23 protein-coding genes are annotated in these 21,816 nt (G+C 42.4%); 10 read left to right on the top strand and 13 right to left on the bottom strand.

What is annotated here, in order from left to right; genetic code table 11:
- Positions 1 to 265 precede the first annotated feature (265 nt).
- Positions 266 to 1,486 carry a geranylgeranyl reductase gene (chlP, locus tag LAY41_RS24835; RefSeq protein ID WP_249067749.1) on the bottom strand — a complete coding sequence of 407 codons (1,221 nt, stop codon included), beginning with the start codon at positions 1,484 to 1,486 and terminating at the stop codon, positions 266 to 268.
- A gap of 176 nt (positions 1,487 to 1,662) precedes the next feature.
- On the opposite strand from chlP, the gene yidD reads away from it, so the two are divergent.
- The 5 genes from yidD (at position 1,663) to LAY41_RS24810 (ending at position 12,444) form a co-directional block, all read left to right on the top strand.
- The gene (gene yidD, locus LAY41_RS24830; RefSeq protein WP_249103930.1) at positions 1,663 to 2,175 is read left to right on the top strand and encodes a membrane protein insertion efficiency factor YidD; all 513 of its coding nucleotides are present in this window, start codon (positions 1,663 to 1,665) and stop codon (positions 2,173 to 2,175) included.
- Positions 2,176 to 2,411: 236 nt separating this feature from the next.
- Positions 2,412 to 7,811 carry a trifunctional serine/threonine-protein kinase/ATP-binding protein/sensor histidine kinase gene (locus tag LAY41_RS24825; RefSeq protein ID WP_249103928.1) on the top strand — a complete coding sequence of 1,800 codons (5,400 nt, stop codon included), beginning with the start codon at positions 2,412 to 2,414 and terminating at the stop codon, positions 7,809 to 7,811.
- Between the two features lie 32 nt (positions 7,812 to 7,843).
- Complete coding sequence (locus tag LAY41_RS24820; RefSeq protein WP_249103926.1) at positions 7,844 to 9,091, top strand: hybrid sensor histidine kinase/response regulator; 1,248 nt, start codon at positions 7,844 to 7,846, stop codon at positions 9,089 to 9,091.
- A gap of 311 nt (positions 9,092 to 9,402) precedes the next feature.
- On the top strand, positions 9,403 to 10,419 hold the full coding sequence (locus tag LAY41_RS24815; protein WP_249103924.1) for a sulfate/molybdate ABC transporter ATP-binding protein: 1,017 nt from the start codon (positions 9,403 to 9,405) through the stop codon (positions 10,417 to 10,419).
- 360 nt (positions 10,420 to 10,779) lie between these two features.
- Positions 10,780 to 12,444, top strand: a complete 1,665-nt coding sequence (locus LAY41_RS24810) for an ABC transporter substrate-binding protein (protein ID WP_476726996.1) — start codon at positions 10,780 to 10,782, stop codon at positions 12,442 to 12,444.
- Positions 12,445 to 12,520: 76 nt separating this feature from the next.
- On the opposite strand, the gene LAY41_RS24805 is transcribed toward LAY41_RS24810, so the two are convergent.
- On the bottom strand, positions 12,521 to 12,730 hold the full coding sequence (locus tag LAY41_RS24805) for a DUF6887 family protein (RefSeq protein WP_249103920.1): 210 nt from the start codon (positions 12,728 to 12,730) through the stop codon (positions 12,521 to 12,523).
- Positions 12,730 to 12,903: a DUF6888 family protein gene (locus LAY41_RS32895; RefSeq protein ID WP_420839089.1), complete on the bottom strand. Its 174-nt coding sequence runs from the start codon at positions 12,901 to 12,903 to the stop codon at positions 12,730 to 12,732. Before LAY41_RS32895 ends, LAY41_RS24805 begins: the two co-directional genes overlap by 1 nt.
- Positions 12,904 to 13,054: 151 nt before the next feature.
- On the opposite strand from LAY41_RS32895, the gene LAY41_RS24800 reads away from it, so the two are divergent.
- Together LAY41_RS24800 and LAY41_RS24795 are read left to right on the top strand one after the other, a co-directional pair.
- Positions 13,055 to 13,432 carry a XisH family protein gene (locus tag LAY41_RS24800; protein WP_249103918.1) on the top strand — a complete coding sequence of 126 codons (378 nt, stop codon included), beginning with the start codon at positions 13,055 to 13,057 and terminating at the stop codon, positions 13,430 to 13,432.
- Positions 13,420 to 13,752 carry a XisI protein gene (locus tag LAY41_RS24795; RefSeq protein ID WP_249103916.1) on the top strand — a complete coding sequence of 111 codons (333 nt, stop codon included), beginning with the start codon at positions 13,420 to 13,422 and terminating at the stop codon, positions 13,750 to 13,752. Before LAY41_RS24800 ends, LAY41_RS24795 begins: the two co-directional genes overlap by 13 nt.
- Positions 13,753 to 14,050: 298 nt before the next feature.
- Here LAY41_RS24795 and LAY41_RS24790 read toward each other — a convergent pair whose 3' ends face one another.
- From LAY41_RS24790 to LAY41_RS32410, 5 genes are all read right to left on the bottom strand, one after another.
- Positions 14,051 to 14,383 (bottom strand): DUF5615 family PIN-like protein, encoded by a 333-nt coding sequence (locus tag LAY41_RS24790; protein WP_249103914.1) that lies wholly within the window; start codon positions 14,381 to 14,383, stop codon positions 14,051 to 14,053.
- Positions 14,380 to 14,604, bottom strand: coding sequence for a DUF433 domain-containing protein (locus LAY41_RS24785; protein WP_249103912.1), 225 nt, complete (start codon positions 14,602 to 14,604; stop codon positions 14,380 to 14,382). The genes LAY41_RS24790 and LAY41_RS24785 overlap by 4 nt, the downstream gene beginning before the upstream one ends.
- 231 nt (positions 14,605 to 14,835) lie before the next feature.
- Positions 14,836 to 15,282: a type II toxin-antitoxin system VapC family toxin gene (locus tag LAY41_RS24780; RefSeq protein ID WP_249103910.1), complete on the bottom strand. Its 447-nt coding sequence runs from the start codon at positions 15,280 to 15,282 to the stop codon at positions 14,836 to 14,838.
- Complete coding sequence (locus LAY41_RS24775; protein ID WP_249103908.1) at positions 15,279 to 15,527, bottom strand: hypothetical protein; 249 nt, start codon at positions 15,525 to 15,527, stop codon at positions 15,279 to 15,281. The genes LAY41_RS24780 and LAY41_RS24775 overlap by 4 nt, the downstream gene beginning before the upstream one ends.
- A gap of 49 nt (positions 15,528 to 15,576) precedes the next feature.
- Positions 15,577 to 15,705, bottom strand: coding sequence for a hypothetical protein (locus tag LAY41_RS32410; RefSeq protein WP_275974375.1), 129 nt, complete (start codon positions 15,703 to 15,705; stop codon positions 15,577 to 15,579).
- Positions 15,706 to 15,895: 190 nt separating this feature from the next.
- Here LAY41_RS32410 and LAY41_RS24770 point away from each other — a divergent pair, with 190 nt between their 5' ends.
- Genes LAY41_RS24770 through LAY41_RS24760 form a run of 3 tightly spaced genes read left to right on the top strand, consistent with a single transcriptional unit; the run spans position 15,896 to position 16,784 of the window.
- Complete coding sequence (locus LAY41_RS24770) at positions 15,896 to 16,216, top strand: hypothetical protein (RefSeq protein ID WP_249067763.1); 321 nt, start codon at positions 15,896 to 15,898, stop codon at positions 16,214 to 16,216.
- On the top strand, positions 16,213 to 16,644 hold the full coding sequence (locus tag LAY41_RS24765) for a hypothetical protein (RefSeq protein ID WP_249067764.1): 432 nt from the start codon (positions 16,213 to 16,215) through the stop codon (positions 16,642 to 16,644). The genes LAY41_RS24770 and LAY41_RS24765 overlap by 4 nt, the downstream gene beginning before the upstream one ends.
- Complete coding sequence (locus LAY41_RS24760; protein WP_249103906.1) at positions 16,638 to 16,784, top strand: hypothetical protein; 147 nt, start codon at positions 16,638 to 16,640, stop codon at positions 16,782 to 16,784. Before LAY41_RS24765 ends, LAY41_RS24760 begins: the two co-directional genes overlap by 7 nt.
- A 106-nt stretch (positions 16,785 to 16,890) precedes the next feature.
- Here the strand turns inward: LAY41_RS24760 and LAY41_RS24755 are convergent, their stop codons facing one another.
- From LAY41_RS24755 to LAY41_RS24735, 5 genes are all read right to left on the bottom strand, one after another.
- A complete protein-coding gene (locus LAY41_RS24755; protein ID WP_249103904.1) occupies positions 16,891 to 17,322 on the bottom strand; it encodes a hypothetical protein in 432 nt (143 codons plus the stop codon).
- Complete coding sequence (locus tag LAY41_RS24750) at positions 17,319 to 17,783, bottom strand: hypothetical protein (RefSeq protein WP_249103903.1); 465 nt, start codon at positions 17,781 to 17,783, stop codon at positions 17,319 to 17,321. The genes LAY41_RS24755 and LAY41_RS24750 overlap by 4 nt, the downstream gene beginning before the upstream one ends.
- A 274-nt stretch (positions 17,784 to 18,057) precedes the next feature.
- Positions 18,058 to 20,004 (bottom strand): S8 family peptidase, encoded by a 1,947-nt coding sequence (locus LAY41_RS24745; protein WP_249103902.1) that lies wholly within the window; start codon positions 20,002 to 20,004, stop codon positions 18,058 to 18,060.
- Positions 20,005 to 20,046: 42 nt separating this feature from the next.
- Complete coding sequence (locus tag LAY41_RS24740; RefSeq protein WP_249103899.1) at positions 20,047 to 20,718, bottom strand: S1 family peptidase; 672 nt, start codon at positions 20,716 to 20,718, stop codon at positions 20,047 to 20,049.
- A 300-nt stretch (positions 20,719 to 21,018) separates the two neighbouring features.
- The gene (locus LAY41_RS24735; RefSeq protein WP_249103897.1) at positions 21,019 to 21,525 is read right to left on the bottom strand and encodes a COP23 domain-containing protein; all 507 of its coding nucleotides are present in this window, start codon (positions 21,523 to 21,525) and stop codon (positions 21,019 to 21,021) included.
- Between the last annotated feature and the right edge of the window lie 291 nt (positions 21,526 to 21,816).

Below are 21,816 nucleotides of genomic sequence, written 5' to 3'. Positions count from 1 at the left end.
AGTAGGGGCGAAGCATTCGGGCATATAATTTATTGGTTAAAACCTTATATTTACTACCCGAATGCTTCGCCCCTACCCCAGATTTATGGCTTAACCGACGAGAGCGGTTGCTATATTAAAAAATATAAGTAATAACCGTATTTATATTAATAATCAAAAGTAAAATAGGGTGCTGGAAAAAGCACCCTACAAGTAAAAAGCTTGGCTATTTTAAATTAAAGCGAACCGATCGCACTGGGATGACCAGTTTCCCCTCTAGGTATTTCTACGGGGCTAGCGCATTACCCCGCAGCAGACTGCCAATCGTCTTAGCGGTAATCTTCATCTGAATTAAGGGATTTGCCGGGACAACGGTTTTATACAGATAGCTGTCAAAGGTAAGCTTTTGCACATCTTTGTCAGCGCACATCTCCACAAAAGCTTCGCGGGTGGCGTCAGTACGATAAAATACGGTTTGCAGGATGTCCAGCACCTTGTAGGTGAGGCCGTATTTCTTATCCCAACGCTTCAGATACAGCTTGAGGTCGGCTTCCGTGGGAATTCTGGTGCCGCCAGAGGAAGTTTCTACGATCGCTTCGGCGCACATCCGGGCAGACTTAGCCGCAAAGTAAATTCCTTCCCCAGAAGACTTGGTAACAGTACCGGCAGCATCTCCAACTAGGGCAACTCTACCGACAACGCGGCGAGGGCGCGGATGTTCTGGAATTGGATGAGCTTCTACTTTAATAATCTCACCACCGGCCAGTTTTTTGGCGGCACGTTTGCGGATACCAGCTTGCAGATTTTTGATGTCGGCTTTGTTTACCTTCATCGTGCCGGTGCCAACGGCAACGTGGTCGTATTTCGGGAAAACCCAGGCGTAGAAGTCGGTGGAAACATCGTTGCCAACGTACATTTCCGCTAGGTCTTCGTAGTAAGCCATTTTGTCATCGGGAAGGCGAATGCGTTCTTGGAATGCGATCGCATAATTGTAATCCCCAGCATCAATAGCTTTGGCAATCCGGGAATTTGCACCATCTGCCCCAATCACCACATCAGCTTTGAGCGTTTTCATTATCCCTTCCGCGTGGCCATCCGAGTGATCGGCATAGTGGATGGTATAGGGGTCGGTGTTGTTTGTCGGAATATCCAGTTTATAAACTGTGCCGTTAATCAGCTTGGCACCTAACTTGGCAGCGCGATCGCGCATGAAGCCATCCAGCACCTCGCGGCGGCACATACCAATATATTCGTCTTCTTTGTTTATATTGATATCGACCTCAACGTTGGAAGGTGAGATCATTTTCATTTTTCTCACCTGCCGGTCAATGATGTGTGGAGGCAGGTCAAACTCGCTCACCATACACAGCGGAATCGCACCGCCGCACGGCTTGGCATTGTCTAGCTTGCGCTCGAACAGGTAAGTCTCAATTCCAGCTTTGGCGAGCGTTTCAGCGGCTGAGGAACCCGCTGGGCCTGAACCAACAACAGCAACCCGTATCGTCAAAGGTTTTCTCCCAATCTCATCAAGCTACAAGCTGAGATGGTATCACGGACTTTTGAAAAGCCCTACGTTAGTCTCATAGATGTGAATGAAATGCAACACACCTTAATATCTCGATACTCTACTGAATATCTGTCGCCTGACTTGTATCTAACCTCAGCCCTTTCGTCTCGCCTTGAATGAACACTGCTTGGCTTGATTCTGGAATCCGCCAAATCGCTTGTACCTCGATCGCTGGCTACCAAAAATACATTTCGCCTCGCAAAGGCTTCTCCTGCGCTCACCGCCTGCTTTATGGAGGTGAGTCTTGCTCCCAATTTGTCAAACGCATGGTGGCCCAAAAGGGTTTAGCCGCCGCGATGCTTCGATCGCGGCAACGATTTCATGCTTGTCGAGAAGCCAATCAGATCCTCAAAGCCAGCATGGAAAACTCTGAGTCAGAAGATGAAGCGAAACCGAGAAAAGGCAAAAGAAACAATATCCAAAACCAAGAGAATTGTCTGGTAGATGGCCTTGACTGTTGCCAATGCACGGGTGAAAACTTAAACTGTGCCAGCATTTTCCCCTCCGATATCCCTAGCTGTCACTTGCCGGATTGCAGTCATTGCACCCCTGCGATTGATTGTAGCGGCGTCGATTGTGGGTCTGGCTTAGACTGTGGCGGCCCCGATTGCGGCAGTTGCGGTTCTTAAGGGGGCTACTACAATTAACCGAACGAAATTATACCAGATTGAGCAACCAAGCTCCAGATCTGAAGATTTGTATAGTTAATATTTAGATTTATTTAGTAGTCACAATTTTTTCAAGATTAAGGGCATCCTATCAACAGAAGTTAATTCTCCTCCACAGCCCGATCTTCTTCAAGGCAGCAGATGCAGGCTAAACTTTGATGCCTAACTTCTATACACACTATCGCAAAAACCCTACTATGATTACTTTGACTGGCTATGAGATTTTCACCCAAATCTATGAAAGCGCCAATTCACTTGTCTACCGAGGACTCCGAAAGCAGGATAATCAACCCGTTATCCTCAAAATTTTAAAGCAAGAATATCCCACCCCAGCATCCCTGATTAGATATAAACAGGAATATGAAATCACCCACAATCTAAATCTGGATGGCGTTATCAGAGTCTACAGCTTAGAAAAATATCAAAGCAGTCTGGTAATGATATTGGAGGACTTTGGCGGCGAATCTTTAAAGAGCTTAATAAATTCCATTCAATTCAGTTTAGAGGACTTATTAAAAATTGCTATCTCCCTTACTAATATTATTGGGCAAATTCATCAACAAAATATCATACACAAAGATATAAACCCCTCTAATATCGTTTTCCACCCGAATACAGGAAAGATAAAAATCATCGACTTTGGCATTGCTACTGTCTTAACCCGCGAAAATCCGACCATCAAAAATTTAAATGTTTTAGAAGGCACCCTAGCCTATATGTCGCCCGAACAGACAGGCAGGATGAACCGATCGATGGATTACCGAACAGATTTTTATTCTCTCGGCGTCACATTTTACGAACTGCTAACAAGCCAACTGCCTTTTGACGCCCAAGAGGCAATAGAGCTAGTGCATTGTCATATAGCTAAACAACCAGTACCGCTCCACGAAATCAATCCACAAATTCCTAAAGCAGTTTCAGAAATAGTTACAAAACTGTTGGCAAAAACGGCAGAAGAGAGATACCAAAGTGCTTGGGGAATCAAAGCAGATTTAGAGGAGTGCTTGGCTCAATTACAATCCAACGGTCAGATTTTGGAATTTCCCCTTGGTCGCCAAGATATATCCGATAAATTTCAAATTCCCCAAAAGCTATATGGTAGAGAGAGAGAAGTAAAAAGTTTACTAAAAGCCTTTGATAGAGTCAGTCAAGGCACAACTGAAATAATGTTAGTGTCCGGCTATTCGGGCATCGGTAAATCAGCCCTAGTTCAGGAAATTTATAAGCCAATTACGAGAGCGAGAGGCTATTTCATTTCCGGTAAATTTGACCAGTTTCAGCGGAATATTCCTTACTCTGCGATCGTCAGCGCCTTCCAATCATTAGTCCGCCAACTCTTAACTGAAAGTGAAGTCCAACTTAAAATATGGAAAGAAAAGCTCCTAGCTGCTTTTGGCCCTAACGGACAAATTATTATTGATGTAATTCCTGAAGTAGAACTGGTTATAGGTAAGCAACCAGCAGTCCAAGAATTAGGGCCATCGGAATCTCAAAACCGTTTCAATTTAGTTTTTCTAAATTTCATCCAGTTGTTTTGCTCTAAGGATCATCCGCTAGTAATATTTTGGGACGATCTACAGTGGGCCGATCCTGCCTCCCTCAAATTAATTGACTTAATAATTAGAGATGATGAAATCCAATATTTGTTACTAATAGGAGCTTATCGGGATAACGAAGTTAGCCCCACTCATCCAACCGTTATTACGATTGAAGAGTTAAAAAAAGAAGGAGCGATCGTCAGTCAAATTACCTTAACGCCATTGTCCATAAAGCATATTACCCAACTGATGGTAGAGAGTTTGCACAACAATGAAATTTCAGTAAATCCCCTGGCAGAATTAGTATTGCGAAAAACTGGGGGCAATCCGTTTTTCGTTAACCAATTCCTGAAAACCCTGGATCGGGAAAACCTGCTAGTGCGTAACCAAAACTCTACAAAGTGGCAGTGGAACATTGCAGAAATTGAAGCAATGGGTATTACAGATAATGTAGTGGATTTGATGATAGGCAAGTTGAAGAAACTGCCTAAAGCTACGCAGCAGGTTTTGCGATTAGCGGCTTGTGTTGGTAATAATTTTGATTTAACCACGCTTTCTATTATCAATGAAAAACCAGCCCCCCAAATATTTCAAGCCATTCTGCCAGCAATCCAGGAAAGCTTAATTGTCCCGCTTTCAGATTTAGAAATTACAGAAGTAGATTCCATTAAATCAACTCTACTAATTCTCCACTATAAATTTTTACATGACCGAGTACAACAGGCTGCTTCTGCTCTAATTGAAGATGACAAAAAACGTGCATTACATCTTAAGATTGGGCGGTTACTATTACAGAATATAGGAGCAAACTCGCTAGGAACGAGAATTTTTGAAGTAGTCGATCATCTGAATTTGGGTCAAGAATTGTTGGTAGATCAACAACAAAAAATCGAATTAGCTTCCTTAAATTTATCAGCAGGTAAAAAAGCAAAAGATGCAACTGCTTATGCAGCTGCACTACAATATTTGAAATCAGGCATAGATTGTCTAACAGGAGATTTTTGGATAAAACACTATAATTTGGCTTTGGCACTGCATAAAGAACAGGCAGAGGTAGAGTATTTAAACGGTAACTTCGAGCAGGCAGAAACCTTGACTAACTTGGTGCTATCACAAGCAAAAACTCCTTTGGAAAAAGCAGAGATTTATAAACTTTTGATTGTGCAGTACACTCTGTTAGCTAAATACGCAGAAGCAACTAAAGCAGGGCGAAAAGCCTTGCAAATCTTGGGAATTGACTTACCTGAAATAGATTTGCCAGCGGCATTTATGGCGGAAATAGCTTCAGTTCAAAAAAAGGTGGGCGATCGCGAAATATCCTCGCTTATAAATGAACCAAAAATGACGAGTGCCGAGCAAATAATTGCGAGTAAATTGCTAATCGAAATGATTGCGGTTACCTACTTTACAAATCAAGAATTGTTTGCTGTAGTCGTCGCCAAAATTGTAAATTTTTCTCTCACATACGGTCATTCGATCGACTCATCGCACGGCTACTCAAATTACGCGGTTATCCTTTGTATGCAAGGTAAATATCAGTTGGCATACGAGTTTGGGCTGTTGGCTTTGAAACTGTGCGAAAAATTTAATAACCTGTCTTTCAAATGTAGAGACAGTATGTTACTTGGCACTTATATGAGTCCCTGGAATAAACATTTTAAACTTTCACAACCAATATTTACTGAAGGAATTAAAGCGGGATTATCATCCGGAGAGTTACAATTTCCAGGATATATTTTTGCTTATCAGAATATGAACTTGTTCTGCCGTGGAGAAAACCTTACTAATATTTTGGCAGAAGAGTCTAAGTTTTTGCAGTTCACCCACAAGACCAAAAATCAGTGGTGTACAGATGTGATTCTGGCATTCAGACTACCAATTTTAAACTTGACTGGACAGACAAGAGAAAAGTTGAATTTTGACCACGACACAATCAAGGAATCGGGTTATTTGTCAAACTGTCAGTCTCATGGAAGTTTTCAAGCAATCTGCTATTATCAAATTGTCCAATCTCTGATTTTATACTTATATGGGGAGTTTAGTGATGCCCTAAAATTGGCTGATTCAGTCTCGAAGCAACTTACTTTGATTGCTGGAAACATTCCAGTAGCAGAACATAATTTTTACTATTCCCTCAGTCTAACGGCTCTGTACCTGACAGCTTCCAAATCGGAACAAAAAAAATACACCAAAACCTTGGTAGCTAATCAAAAGCAGATGAAAATATGGGCGGATAACTGCCCGGAAAATTTCTTGCATAAGTATCTTTTGGTAGAAGCGGAAATTGCCAGAATTGGTGCCAAAAGCGAGGAGGCGATCGAATTGTACGATCGGGCCATTGAATCAGCCAGAGAAAATGAATTTATTCAGAATGAAGCTTTAGGAAACGAACTGGCAGCCAAGTTCTGGTTAGCTAAAGGCAAAAAGGAATTTGCCAAATTATACATGACAAAAGCTCATTACAGTTATCAACTTTGGGGAGCTAGGCGCAAGGTAGAAGATTTGGAGGAAAAATATCCTCAGTTGCTTGTCAAAACTCAAACAATATCTGCTGTTAAAGATTCACTTACTCATAAAAATAAGCTACAGAGTACAATCTCTAGCTTAACTAGCAGTAATTCTGGTGAGGCGTTGGACTTAGCTACGGTGATGAAAGCATCCCAAGCAATTTCTGGCGAAATCGTCCTCGAAGCGTTGCTGAATAAATTAATGAAAATGGTGATAGAAAATGCTGGGGCGCAAAGAAGCTTTCTTATCCTCAACAGAGAAGGTAAACTGCTAATAGAAGCCGATGAAGTAGCTGTGCGTCAGTCAGTACCAGTCGAAGATTCTGAGCAGTTGCCTTTATCGATGATTAATTATGTAGCGAGAACTCATGAAAATGTTGTATTAAACGATGCTAGTAATGAGCCAACCTTTGCTACTGACTCTTACATCCAACTGCATCAGCCCAAATCTGTGTTGTGTGCCCCGATCATAAATCAAGGCAAACTGATTGGCATTCTTTACCTAGAAAATAATTTAACGACGAGTGCCTTTACGAGCGATCGCATAGAAGTACTAAGCATCTTGTGTTCCCAAGCCGCCATTTCCATTGAAAATGCACTTTTGTATAACAACCTGGAGGAAGCGAACGAGCAATTAGAAGAATACTCGCATAACCTAGAATTGAAAGTAGAAGAGCGAACCCAAGAATTAAAGGATAAAAATGAGCAACTAGAACAAACTCTGCAACAACTAAAAGCCGCTCAAAAACAGATTATTGCCCAAGAGAAACTCGCGAGTCTGGGTTCGTTAACGGCTGGAATTGCCCATGAAATTAGCAATCCATTAAACTTTGTCAACAACTTTGCTGCCGTTTCCGTTGATTTAACCCAAGAACTGCTTGAAGAAGTTGAAAATCAATCAGAACATTTAGAGTCAGAAGCAGTTGATTATATTAAAGATGTGATTAACGACCTCAAAGAAAATGTGGCCGAAATCAATCGCCAAGGTCAGAGAGCAGAGAGTATTGTTAAAAATATGCTGATGCACGCTCGCTCCGAAAGCGGTCAACAGCAACCCGCCGATATCAATGCAATACTTGTTGAAGCAGTGCAGTTAGTTTATCATGGCAAGCGTGCTAAAGACGATAGCTTTAATATCGATCTAGAAGCTAATTACGACAATTCAATAGGTCAAGTGGAAGTTGTTCCGCAAGACATTAGCCGTGCATTTATCAACATCATCAATAATGCCTGTTATGCTGTCGCTGAGAAGAAGAAGGAAACTGGCGAGGGATTTATCCCCACCATTGCCGTCAAAACTCTGAACCGTAGCGATGGCGTAGAAATCCATATTCGAGATAATGGCAAAGGTATATCCCAGCAAATCCAAGACAAAATTTTTCAACCATTTTTTACTACCAAACCAACTGGAGAAGGAACTGGCTTAGGTTTGTCACTAACTCATGACATTATTGTTGGGCAGCACCAAGGACAAATCCAAGTAGAATCTGAACCGGGCGTCTTTGCAGAATTTATCATATTTTTACCAAAAACTATGCCAATAATTGAATAAGGGGAACGTCTAGATAGGGGAAGGAGCAAAGTATGCCAGCCAAAATTCTTGTGGTGGATGATGAGCTACCGCTAGAACGCCTGATATGTCAGCAATTTCGCAAAAAAATTCGCGCCAAGGAGCTGGAATTCATTTTTGCTCACAATGGTGTAGAAGCTTTAGATAAACTGAAAGTAGACCCGCACGTAGATATGGTGCTGACCGACATCAATATGCCGGAGATGGATGGGTTAACTTTGCTGGAGAGACTGAAGGAATTTGAGCCGAAACTCAAAACAGTAGTGGTGACAGCCTACAGCGATATGGCAAAAATTAGAAAGGCGATGAATCTAGATGCTTTTGATTTTCTGACGAAGCCGATAGATTTTCAAGATTTAGAAATTACCATCAACCGCACTTTGGAGTCAGTGCAACAAAGTAAAGAAACTCAGCGGCAGTTGCAACAGGTGCAGACCCAACTAATTCAAAAGGAAAAAATGTCCTCGTTGGGGCAGTTGGTGGCGGGGGTAGCTCATGAAATTAACAATCCAGTAAGTTTCATTGCCGGGAATTTATGCCATGCTCAAGATTATATTGAAGACATGATAAACTTGTTGCATTTATATCAGGAGAATTATCCCGATCCGGTGCCAGCAATTCAAGAAGAAATCGAGGCGATCGAATTAGACTATCTGACGGAAGATTTGCCTAAGCTGCTCGTATCGATGAAAGTGGGGATCGAACGCATTTACCAAATTAGTGTTGCTCTAAGAACTTTTTCTCGATCGGATACTGCTTCTAAAATCCTATTCGATATTCACGAGGGGCTAGAAAGTACGCTGTTGATTTTGCGGCATCGACTGAAAGGAAGTGGCGATCGCCCAGCTATAGTGGTGATTAAAGAATACCGCGATTTGCCCCAGGTGGAGTGCTACCCTGGCCCACTTAACCAAGTGTTTATGAATATTTTCGCTAATGCGCTCGATGCTTTGGAAGAGGCAATAATCAAGGGAACAATCGAGGAAGTGCCTACAATTAAAATTAGCACGGAAATGCGGGAAGATTCGGTGAGAGTTTTGATTGCCGACAATGGTATTGGCATGACAGAAGAGATCAAGTCGCAGCTATTCGCGCCGATGTTTACTACCAAACCCACAGGTAAAGGTACTGGGTTGGGATTGTCTATCAGTCGTCAGATTATGGAGGAAAAACATGGGGGTCAACTGACGTACATTTCGGCACCAGGGCTGGGTACAGAGTTTATTATTGAAATACCAATACAGCAATTAGAAAAGGTGTAGCGATCGCTCAGTCTGCCAGCGCTAGTTTTGATGCAACTCGCTCAGAGTATTTATACTCAAAATATAGTTTCTGTTACCTGCTGATTTTTATGCCCATTTAAGCAAGTCCAGAAACTTAACTATTTCAGTGGTTGTATAAGGCTGATGTGTGATAAGACTACTATAATACCATAGCTTAACCGGGAATTCTCTTCCTAGAGATAGAATCGATCGCTTAAAAAAAAGGCGAAAGGTAATCCAGAATGCCGGTTGCCCAGATATTGTTTGGATAAGATATCAGTTGAATTGGCTCGTCGTTGAGGTTCTTTTCAGTGGGCATAGTTGTTGAGAATGTATCTAAGCAGTTCGGCACTTTCAAAGCCGTTGACGAAGTTAGCTTGGAAGTAAAAAGTGGCTCTCTGGTCGCTCTACTGGGGCCATCCGGATCGGGTAAGTCAACTCTGCTGCGGTTAATTGCAGGTCTAGAAAAGCCAGATAGCGGCAGAATCTGGATCACTGGCAAGGATGCCACCTATACTAACGTCCAAGAGCGCGAAATTGGGTTTGTGTTCCAGCACTATGCTTTGTTCAAGCACATGACGGTGCGCCAGAATATTGGCTTTGGTCTAGAGATTCGCAAAGTGTCGAAACCTCAGATAAAGACGCGGGTGCAAGAATTGCTGGATCTGATTCAACTAGGTAGTTTAGGCGATCGCTACCCATCCCAGCTATCCGGCGGTCAACGCCAACGGGTCGCCCTCGCAAGGGCCTTAGCAGTTCAACCCCAAGTATTACTGCTGGATGAACCGTTCGGGGCCCTAGATGCCAAAGTGCGTAAAGACCTCCGCGCCTGGTTGCGACGCCTCCATGACGAAGTTCACGTTACTACAGTTTTTGTCACCCACGACCAAGAAGAAGCAATGGAAGTTGCCGATGAAATCGTCGTGACGAATAAAGGTAAAATCGAGCAGGTAGGCTCACCAGCCCAGATTTATGACCACCCAGCCACACCCTTTGTCATGAGTTTTATTGGCCCGGTAAATGTACTATCCAGTACATCCCCGATTTTCCAAGAAAGTGGGATTGAGTCTACCCACCCAGAAATCTTTCTGCGCCCCCACGACATCATCATCCAACGAGAGCCCAACGGAAATACAGTACCTGCTAGAATCAGCCGCTTGATTAACCTGGGTTGGGAAGTCCAGGCTGAATTAATATTGGATGACGGTCAGGTAGTCACGGCACACCTCTCCAGAGAGCGGTTTAACGAGTTAGAACTGGAACCGCAACAGCGCGTTCACGTAAAACCAAAGGATGCTAAATCGTTTCCGCTGTACTATTCAATCTAGGAAAGACTCCAGACTTAAGTCTGGGGCTACACAAACAAAACCTGCCTACGCAGGTTTAAGATGGAAAATTTGTATAGTCGCGATTTGCGATCGCCAGGAGTTCTTGCTAGAACACCAATTCAGTAATGCCAGAAACCGGGAATATATCGGTTAAAACAACGAAATATCCATCTTGACAACCACATATTCCCGGTTTCTTATCCCAAGAGAGCGAATATTGAATCGGTGTTCTAAAGGTCGAGAGACTGCTGACCTGTGAAATTATTGGTTTGGTCGCCCCCGGATTCATCCGTCGGGTCAATCTAAACCTAGAATCCAAAATCCTTTCATCGAATGACCGCTGACAGTTTCTTTGAAAAAATGATCCTAATGAACTGGTTTCCCCTATCTGCTAAACAATTTCGTTCGGTTGCAAAATTCTTCGGTCTGTTCTGTCTTTGTTTTTTTCTGATCGTCAGCTGCGGTAAGCGACCAACTGCTTCTGGGCCAAGTGTTTCTCCCGACACGAGTACTGGCGGTTCGCGCCTCACAGTAGGTACAACCCTCAAACCACGGACGCTTGACCCTGCTGACGCCTACGAACTAGCCGCTAGCAATGTCCTCTACAGCTTGGGCGATCGCCTCTATACCTACAAACTAGGCACCGACCAACTGGAACCGCAACTCGCTACAGCACTACCCAAAATAAGTCCTGATGGTTTAACTTACACCATCCCGTTGCGTCAGGGAGTTGTTTTCCACGATGGCACTCCCTTCAACGCCAAAGCAATGACGTTCTCTCTGGAACGTTTCATTAAAAACGGTGGCAAACCTTCATCCCTGCTTTCAGATCTTGTTGAATCTGTCAAGGCTTCTGGAGAGTACGAACTAACAATTAAGCTCAAAAATGCCTTTGCTCCATTTCCATCACTTTTAGCTTATGCGAGTCTGTGCGCTGTCTCACCCAAAGCTTATGAAATTGGTACTGGCAAATTCACACCTACCAACTTTGTAGGAACTGGCCCTTACAAATTGGTTCAGTTTAGTCCTAACTCTATCCGCCTTGACGTTTTTGATAAGTATTGGGGTAAGAAACCATCAAATCAGGGAATTGACTTTGAGATTCTCACCAGTTCAGCTAATTTGTATAATTCTGTCACCACTGGTGCGGTAGATATTGCCTATCAAAGTTTCGATCCCGATCAGATTGTCGGTCTGCAAAATAGGGCGAAGTCGGGTAACTGGCAAGTGATTGAAGCTCAGAGTAATGTGATGAATTATATGGTTCTGAATACGAAGCAGAAACCTCTGGATAAACCAGAAGTGAGACAGGCGATCGCTTCGCTAGTCAACCGTCAACTAATCAATGAGCGCGTGCTTAGAAATCAGGGAGATCCTGCCTATAGCATGATTCCCAAAACGTTTGATGTATCCAAGCCAGTATTTGAAGAAGGTTATGGCGATGGCAATATTACCAAAGCGAAAGAACTGCTGACTAAGGCAGGATTTTCTAAAGAGAATCCCTTGAAATTAGAAGTTTGGTATTCTTCAGGTTCAGCCATTCGACAGCAGATTGCCAGTTTGCTCGGCGAATATGCTAAGCAGCAACTAGAAGGAATAGTGCAAATTCAACCGCAAGCTGTAGAATCGGCTACTTTCTTTGCCAACATTCGCAAAGGAATTTATCAAAGTGCTTTGCTGGATTGGTATCCAGATTTTACAGACGCCGACAACTACATTCAACCTTTGTTGAGTTGTACCAAAGGTTCAGAAGCAACTGGTTGCGAACAAGGCGCGAGTCAAAGTCAGGGGTCGTTTTATTATAGCGATCGCATGAATAAATTGATTCAGCAAGAACGCGCCGAACAAAACCCCCAAAAGCGCAAACAAATTTTTGTTGAAATTCAAGACTTACTAGCTAAAGACGTTCCCTTAATTCCCCTATGGCAAAGCAAAGATTATGCTTTTGCCAAAAAAGGATTGCAAGGCGTCCAGCTAGATCCAATTCAGCAATTGCCTTTGTGGGAAATCAGTAAAAATAAATAGTTTTGAGTTCGGATAGATTGTTACGGGGTGCGATCGCTCTTTCTTTTGTGCGATCGCACTCGGCCTATCTTCAGTCCTAGCTCGTCTTCAGTTGTGCTAACTTTTGTCTAATTAAGATATCAACTTCCTCAACCTCCGCATTTGATTTCGGGATGTCAAAAGTCTGTGGAGATGCTTCAGAGGTAAAACGGTCAACAAAGGCATGAAACGCTGCCTTATCGTTGGGGTGAGCAATGACGTAAGTTCTTAGCTCAATTTTAGTCATGCTATTAAAGTCAGGCTTCATCACAAAAACCTCCAAAGACCATTGGGATAGATTTCTATCTCTATGTTATCTCCTGCCAAGATAAACAGATTACCTGTTCGCTCGTCCAGGCGAACAACGAAAATAGGGGTGAATGTATTGGTCAAGGATTGACATAGTATGACACATCTGATCCCTTGTTCAGCAGTTGGCAAAGTCCATATACCTCGTAACCATATAGCTTAAATGATTATATCGTTAAGTATCCTATTATGACGCTATGGGATAATTTAATTTTACCCTGCCACTAAGATTTTTTAAACTTATAATTTTATATTTTGATTAAATTAGGATGGGCGATCGGCTTTGGAGAAAGATGGATGGACAATTACCAATGAGCCACTGTTTTTGAAACCCAGTCAGGAAGTTACAATGAAGGTGGACTTGGCAGCAGAGAAGTTACTATCGGCTCAAAAGGGGAATCAAAAAATAGCTGTAGAGGTAAAGAGTTTTGTTGGTTTATCGGCAATCTCTGAATTTCATACGGCTGTTGGTCAGTTTTTAAACTATCAGGTAGCGTTAGAAAAAATGCAACCAGAACGGATACTGTATTTAGCTATACCTACAGATATTTATCAAGAGTTTTTTACAGATTCATTTGTCCAAGAAGTGGTTAACCGATATCAAATTAAGTTGCTGGTTTTTCATGTTCAGAAACAGGAGATAGCACTATGGAAAAACTAGATTATCGCAAGTTGGTTAAAAAAGTCATAGAGCAACACGCCAGCGAACAACCGGAAGCAGAGGCTAATCAGGCTCACATTGTTTTTGATACGGAACGAGATAGCTATTTGTTGCTGTATGTGGGATGGCGAGATGAAGAACGACTTTATGGGTGTCCAATTCATATTGATATCCAAGATGAAAAAATTTGGATTCAGCGAGATTTTACGGAGGAAGGAATTGCTAATCAATTAGCAGAAATGGGTGTACCGAAAACCGATATTGTCTTGGGATTTCGATCGCCTTATGTTCGACAATTCACTGAATTTGCTGTGAGGTAATTTGTTTGATGTAGAGTCTCATCTGTTGGAGGGCGATTCCCTACCGGATAGCTGCGCTTCACGCCCTACGTGCAATCATCGCACCGCTTGGTATTTGTATGAGGTGCGTTCGCGCAGCGTGCCGTAGGCATATCGCTATTGGTGTCGTAGGCGATCGCTCTCCGTCTAATCATCGCATTGTTATGGTAAAAATGGTTAAGATTGTCAGTATAAAAAGATGTTGGTTTCCTTGTATTATCCTAAGCTAAAAGGAAGGGCGATCCTTGCGTTAACTCAAACTATAAGAGCAGTGAGCGCACTACGTCAATACCAATATGCTTTCTACTTCGCTATTCCAAAATTCAATTACCGTCTCAAAATTATCTCTCAATATCTGAACAATCTTGTCAGTTGGGCTGTTACCAATGCGAAGGTAGATAAATTTAGGCGGATGACCGTAGAGCAAACTACGTTGATGAAAATCAGAATCTTTGGAAATGATCGCGAAATCATTTACCTTTGCATATTCCCAAATAACAGAATCATCAGTATTCGTAAGTGCCAAGGTTTTGACATGAGCAGAATCGGGATATAAATCGATAATTCTGTGAATAATCCGATCTGACAGGTTTTCGTCTAGTAGTAGTTTCACAAGGATACCACAAATAATTTTTTCTCACGATCGGCTGCAAAGGCAAGGCAAGCTTTGATGTCTTCCGAAGTGAGTTCCGAAAAATCTTCTAGAATTTCTGCCTCTGTCATACCACCTGCCAGATATTCTAGGATATCGTACACAGTGATTCGCATTCTCCGAATACACGGCTTGCCGCTGCGTTTGCCTGGTTCAATCGTGATTATTTTATCGTATTTCATTATGCTTTTGAGAATAATTGCTTAAATCTATAATAAGTCATATTTGCCGCATATTCAATCTCATCGTCAAGATAATTTAATCTAGACGATTGAAGAAGGAAAAGGCGATCGCTCTTTATGCTTGGTAGTGCGATCGCTATTCGTGTCGTAGGCGATCGCTATCTATCCAATCATCACATTGCCATGATAAAAATGGATAAGATTGCGAACTCTGTCAGGATATTGGTAGAGCTATACCACTAATTCCTGTGGACGTACAACTGTAATGCTTGATTTAACCGCAAAATCGCTTGGATTGAAGGTCAGAAGATGTGTAATTTTATTTGCTAGCATAACCGCAATGAGACGGACATCGTGAGTACGTTTCCCCATAACTTTATTAGTTGTGACCAAATCTAACCAATTGGGAAAAATTTGTGGGTATTCTTCTAGCAATGGGAAGCGATTAAGAAGCTCGTCTATTATGTTTCGCGTTTTTTCTGTAGTCCATCCTAAGCCATTTACTTCAATTGGTCTTGTTGCAACTACCCAAAGTTCTATTAATACTTGCGCTGTCAGAAAACATTCATCCGCTTGGGTTAGTAAACAAGATATTGCAACTGTTGCCAGATGATGTTGCAGATCGTCAGGGTTACAAAAACGCAGGACTACATTGGTATCTAGTAGATATTTTGTCATTCTTCGTAAATGCGATCGCGGCTAAATGCTTGATCGGATAAGCTCACATTTGTTGTCGGAAGTTGAGAAATCCAATCCCGAAACTCCCTCGCCCGTTCTGCTGGTGTTGCTGTTTGCCAAAATGGAACAAAAGATGATGTAACCTGAGTAGATTCAGACTCAATTAAGCTGATGAAATCGGCAATTTTTTTAAGTTGGTCTTCGTTGAGTCTATCTAATTCCTGTTTAAGCTTTTCTCTTAGCATAACTGATGGTTTGGTAAAAGCATATTTATTATATCGTAAATCGCCGATTTCATGCTATGGGTGAAGCGTAGCTATTGTCTAAGCTAATCGCTATAAGTTTTGGGTGGGGTGCGATCGCGCAGCGTGCCGTAGGCATATCGCTATTTGTCTCGTAGACGATCGCTATCCATCCGATCATCCCATTGTCATGGTGTAAATCGATAAGATTGTGGGTGGAAAAAGAAGTTGGGTTTACTTGTGTTAACCCGAAGTAAAAGGAAGGGCGATCGTGTGAGAGTCAGAAACCCAGTTTCTTGTCGGGGCGATCGCATTTTTTTCAATTAGTGATAAAATCATTAAGTTGATTACCCCAAAACGATAAAATTAGATTGTCAGTCCACTCACGCTATGCAGATGGTACAATTGTACTTAAAAGCCAGCTACCGCCTAGACTTGGGGAAGCAAAACCCGATCTGAATGCTATAGGGCCGCATTCTCAGTTAAGATGGGATACTTATAACCAGAGGATTTATCAGATGCGAGAATTTGATGGGTCTGGACAACCAGTGAGAGATTTAGATTTTACCAGTCCTACCTATCCTAACGGTAATCCTCGCCCGGATCATCTACCGCCACCTCATCAACATAGCTGGATACCAAATCTTACTGGTGGAACTCCTACTAGAAATAAAAGACCAGAACCATTATGAAATCTCAAACTTCTACTTTGAGCCAAAATGTTAGCCAAAAGTGGGCTGTTACACTCTGCTGTGAAGAACAGGAAAAGCTAGAATCCAGAGTTGCTAAAATTGTTGAGTATTTGGCTGAAAATTGGGATTTATCTAATGAATGGGTGATTTCTGATATTGATGCTACTGGAAGGTGTGGCGATCGGTTCACTAAGAAAGGTAATAAGCAAGAAGTATTTAGTTTATCTACTTGGGATTTACTGGGTGTATTGAATGAAGAGGGTCAAGTTATTGAACTAGATGCAACCTTGATTAAAAGTGGGGATGAAGTGTTTAAAATTATTATTCGAGATGGAATTTCTGTTGATGTGCTTGGCAGTGGGGAAGTGTTACCATTGACAGTTATTGGTAAATATGTGGCTGTTGACAATTCGTGGTTTTTGTGGTAATAGAAAAGTGGCGATCGCTCTTTATGCTTGGTAGTGCGATCGCTATTCGTTTAGTAGGCGATCGTTATCTTTCCAATCATCATATTGTCATGGTAAAAATGGATAATATTGTTAGTGGAAAAAGATGTTGGGTTTCCTAAATTAAACCCAAGCTAAAAGTAAAGGCGATAATGCTACGCATCGCTTACGCGATCGAACTTTTGTGAATCCCCGACATAGCAGAATTTTGAAACAGTTAATTAGGAATTAACGACTCATCCTATTAATACAACCACGAAGACCTTCTCTATCTTCAACAGAAATATAGCGAGAAGCAAGTTGATTGTACTGATTCAGATTTATCGTGTGATTTCTCTCACGTACTTGGTCTGATTCAAGCCCAATATACTCTCTAGTAGAATTAAGAGTATTTCCTCTAATTGTGCCTGAGTAGCAACCCCCGTCCGATTCATAGATGTAGCCAGCAGCTATAAAATACCTACCTCTTTTTCTTAAAATAATGTATTCAGACCCAGATTGCTTTGGCAAGCGTGCATTACTATAAAAATAGATGCCGTCAGGTAAGGCTTGAAGTGTCCGCCTAGTTGATTGAGAGTTAACCGGGAATGACGCAACAGTTAAAGTATTTATCAAAACAACTGTTGCTACCAGACAATTAATCTTGTTTTGGAAAATCATTCTGTCACCTCTGCTGTACTAATATCGCGACAGTTTTGTTGTAAAGTCACCCTACCACGACGTTTGACAATCAAAGTTCCCGATTGTGGATAATTTATGTTCCTACCTGGGGGGCTAGAAACGATTAGTTGATAAGTATAATTTCCAGAATTTGTCCAAGTCATCACTAATCTATTTCTAGTTTGAAAGTAAGCACCTCCATTGTACAAAACTAAATCTGGCTCTCGACTGGGCGTTTCCTCTCTCCTATAGTTGCCTTGATAAGCAGTGTATTTTAGTTGCCCACTTTGGGAGCCATTTGTTTCTACTCGATAGTTTTGTGTGATACATATATAACGGACATCAAAACTTAAGTTTGCTTTAGCTGGAGCCTGAATCCAAAAACTGCTGACTGAAGCAATAGCTATGGATACGGCACAAACTTGTCGCAATTTTTTGATGGGAAAGTATTTTATATTCATAGTGCGATCGCTCCGTTTGTTCGTTGTTGATTTTACGTAATGTCTCTAGTCAATTAGCGAGTCATTATATTAATACAATTTTGAAAAAGACGTTTTTCATCATCTTGAATCAAGGTGCGATCGCCTTGTTACTTTCCTCAAAACTTACCGCTTATCAAAGTAGTCTAATGTAGATTAGTTATACTACTGATGATAACGCGATTCCTCTGTCAGTGAGAGGTGTGTATCGGGAGAGTCAAAATCGACAAACAGACGATCGCTTCAGGGTGATATCTTAAGCAATTAGAGGTCGTGGAATAAGACCAGATTGGGTGGTTGTTCCCGTCAGGATATCCACAACATCTTGAGGCTTCAGATCAATATTCCGATCGCGAGCAGCCTGCCAAACGAGAGCCGCAACACCCGCTACATGAGGAGCCGCTTGTGAAGTACCAGTAACGGCTTGATACTGCCTATTACCAGTCGTAGATAAAACATCTACCCCTGGTGCTACTATAAACTTCAGTGAACCATTCAAATTGCCGTCCAGCTTGGAACCGTTGCTTATGTTAGCCTGCCGCATATTGTCGTCTACTGCCCCAACAGCAATTACGCCTGGGATAGTCGCTGCCAATGATGCTGGAAAATTTGTATCCCCTCCGGTGTCATTTCCTGATGTTGCTATCACTACAGCACCTTTTGATACTGCGTAGTTAACTGCATTCGTTATAGCATTCTCGTCGTTCTCTGAAGTCCCAGGAGGATAACTCAAGCTGAGATTAATAACCTTAGCTCCGTTATCGGCGGCATAAGTAAGAGCTTCAGAAACTGCTTGACCAGACAAAGAGAGTCCCGAAGTGTCATCCTCCTGAGCCTTTATAGGTATAATCTGCGCGTCATAAGCCACCCCAGTGGTGCCAAATCCATTTCTTGCAGCTGCAATCGTTCCAGCTATATGAGTGCCATGCTGACTGCCGTCGAACTTTGTCGGGTCACTGCCGGACGTAGAAGCTTTGTTTGGCAGGAAGTTATTATTATCATTGGCTTCGTTCCTGCCGATATCAGTCAAGATATTTTTCCTCAAATCAAAGTGGTTGGAGTTAACACCATTATCGATAACGGCTACCCTAATGCCCTTGCCAGTATACCCTGCCGCCCAAGCTGGCGATACATTGATGAGGTTTAAATCTTCAAAATTATCTGCATCTGCTTTAGTGAGAAGGGGAACATCAGAAATAGATTTCCCTATAGTTCGCTCAATAGCCGTTTTTGCATTCACCAAACCGAATCCAAAATTAGGGTCAAAACCATTTAAAGCTGGCGGTGTGGCGGGTGTTGCAGACAAAATAAGGTTATAGTTGGGAGTGTTTAATCGATCGGAGATCGCAAAGTAGGTTCCGGCTGGCAACACTTCGGTTGTAATCTCCGGTCGATCGGGTGTGATATTATACAAAATCTCATTTTCTGGGTCGAGTACACGATCGTTGTTAATATCCCGACCCAGCTGTAGTACATTTTTGGTATCTCGTTTCAGGCTAATTATGCTGCTGCTGGGCAGGTTGAAGCTGTAAATATCCACGTTTTCCGTAGTTGCAACAGAATTTGTTGCGATCGGTGTGGCGCTGAGAACCCCCAGATTAGTAGCAAGGAAGAGATTATTATCGTTAAGCCGGGTAGAGAAGAGGCGTTCCTCACTTATACCAAATTGACGGTAGTGTTGAATAGGACTGAACAACAAAGATGGGTTTTTGTCCAAAAATTCTTTCACATCCGCGTTAGCATCCAAATAAGTTTCCGTAGGAAAGTCAAAACTGGGGTCGCGCCTAAATTCTGAGTCGTCGATTTTGGCGTATTCGTATTGACCGTACTTGATGAAGTGTTCGTAACCTGTTAGTACATCTCCGTTAACTGCATTTTTAATATCTGAGTATTTGTTGAGATATTCCTCAGTATTGAATTCTAGAATCGGGTCTCGTTGTTCCTGGTTAGTTTGACCGTACTGGAGAAAGTGATCGCTCGCTGTGGTCTCGTCATTTTGGACTGCGGCTTCTACATCTGGGTACAGTGCCAGGTAAAAGTTTGTATCGAACATCGCACTGGGATTACGGCGCTCAAATCGACCGTACTCCATGAAATGTTCCAACCCACTACTGCCGAATTCGCCCCTAGCAACTGCTGCTGCAACGTCCGGGTTAATGTTGAGATAATAATTGTTGTCAAACAAATCGTTGATGGATAACATAACCTACAAACTCCTTATTTTTGTTCGCCTAATTTTTAACGATTAAAACCGCCCAACCTTTTGCTGAAATGTGGCAATAGGAATAGCCCAACTTAACGCTTCCATCTGCCGAAAAAGTGCCTCAGAAGGTACAGTGCCATCCGCAAATGTATAAGCACCAATATCGGCGAGGGCATATTTCAAACGTCCATTAATGCCAATTAATCCACCGTTACGATCTAGTACAGGCCCGCCGCTCATTCCGTTCTCAACATCATTGCTGTAACCGAGTTTGTATCCTCGTTCCAGCGATCGCGCTGATAGCATTCCTACTGTCCCAGTCGTGAATCGATAAGCTTTTAGTCCCCAATTACGGGTATCTACAGGAAATCGCGAGTTGACAGATATCCAGTTGGGAAATCCCGAAGCATACACAGGATCGCCTACAGATAGGGCATTGGAGTCGCCCATTACAACTACTCGATAAGGTCGATCGCTCGTAAATTGCACCAGTGCTAAATCCGTATCTCCAAAGTCAATAGATCTCAACCAACGGGCGGAGTGACTGTTACCATCCGCTGTCAAAATTGTGTAGCGGTTATCACTAATGTCATCCACAACATGAGCGCAAGTCAGTACAGTATAGGTTCGACCTCGACGTTGAACGATCGCACCCGATCCAGCACCCTCATTAGTTAAAATCCGCACAGTCACTTGCTGTGCAATCGCTGGCACTGATACACCAGCTTCTGGCCACCCCAATATATATTGAACTGAGAAACTAGCACGGTCACTAAATTGTCTCTGGGTGTCAGATTTAAGCTGATACGTCGCGATGGGCGACAATCCACTCAAAATAGAGGCTATGACTATTAGTTGCCCGAAACCGAAGGTGCTTGACAATAAACCCACAATTACTTCTATGGATTCGAGAGAGTTTTGGAGATTAAAATTTGGTGTAAAACCTGGAGATTCTTAATTCCCCAGGTTTGTTGCAGCCCAGCGCAAATAAACTTGTTTTCAGATTATAAAAATTTAGAAACCAAGTGCATCTTCTGCATTGACTGCCGTACCACCACTATTAACAGTAGGCTTTCCCTGACCTATAGAATAAATTACACTTCCCAGCTTATTCAAAACTGAACCCACGTTTTGGGCGTTTCTTGCATTAAGGGTAAAAAGCATATTGCTACTATTACAAACTGGTCGGCTCCTGCTGGTGAAACAAACTACCGTTTGACGATTGACAACTCCGGCGTTAAAAGCTAAACCGCGCATAGTACCTCCATTCGCAGTTACTCGACTATTTAATTGATTTGTAACTGCCTCACATCTTTCTGGAGGAGCCCAGTCGCCAAGGGTGCTTCGCCAAATAATTAATGGAGCTGGTGCCCGATTCCCATCTCGTATTGCCCAAGTAATGGGGTCAGAACCCGATTGCTCGCACTCAAAACTTACTGCTTGCGCTTGCGCTTTAGGGGCTACAACACTAAAAATAGCTAAAGTCGCTAACAAAGTTGAAGCAGTGAAATTAAATTTCATGAAACATTCCTCGATAATTAACAGTTAACAAACAGAGTTAATGGAAAGGACAAGTCAGATTGCTTAAAGAGCGCGTTAGCGCTATCCGCTTGTCTGGAGCATGAGTAACTGTACTTTTGTATACCGCTCCGCTAAAAGTTGTAATAACGCTGTCTGTGCCATTGATGTCCGAACCTCGGCACAACATTTTTCTGACAAGCTGAGTCCCGTCATACACCCTTATGGTTCTGCCACCACCACCAGGATTTTGACTGCTCTCGATCCAGACTAGCAATTAATTTTTCTATTTCC

It is taken from the genome of Argonema galeatum A003/A1 (assembly GCF_023333595.1).
GTDB lineage: Bacteria > Cyanobacteriota > Cyanobacteriia > Cyanobacteriales > Aerosakkonemataceae > Argonema > Argonema galeatum.
Note: the sequence above shows the minus strand (reverse complement) of the source record. Positions and strands in the feature narration are given on the sequence as shown.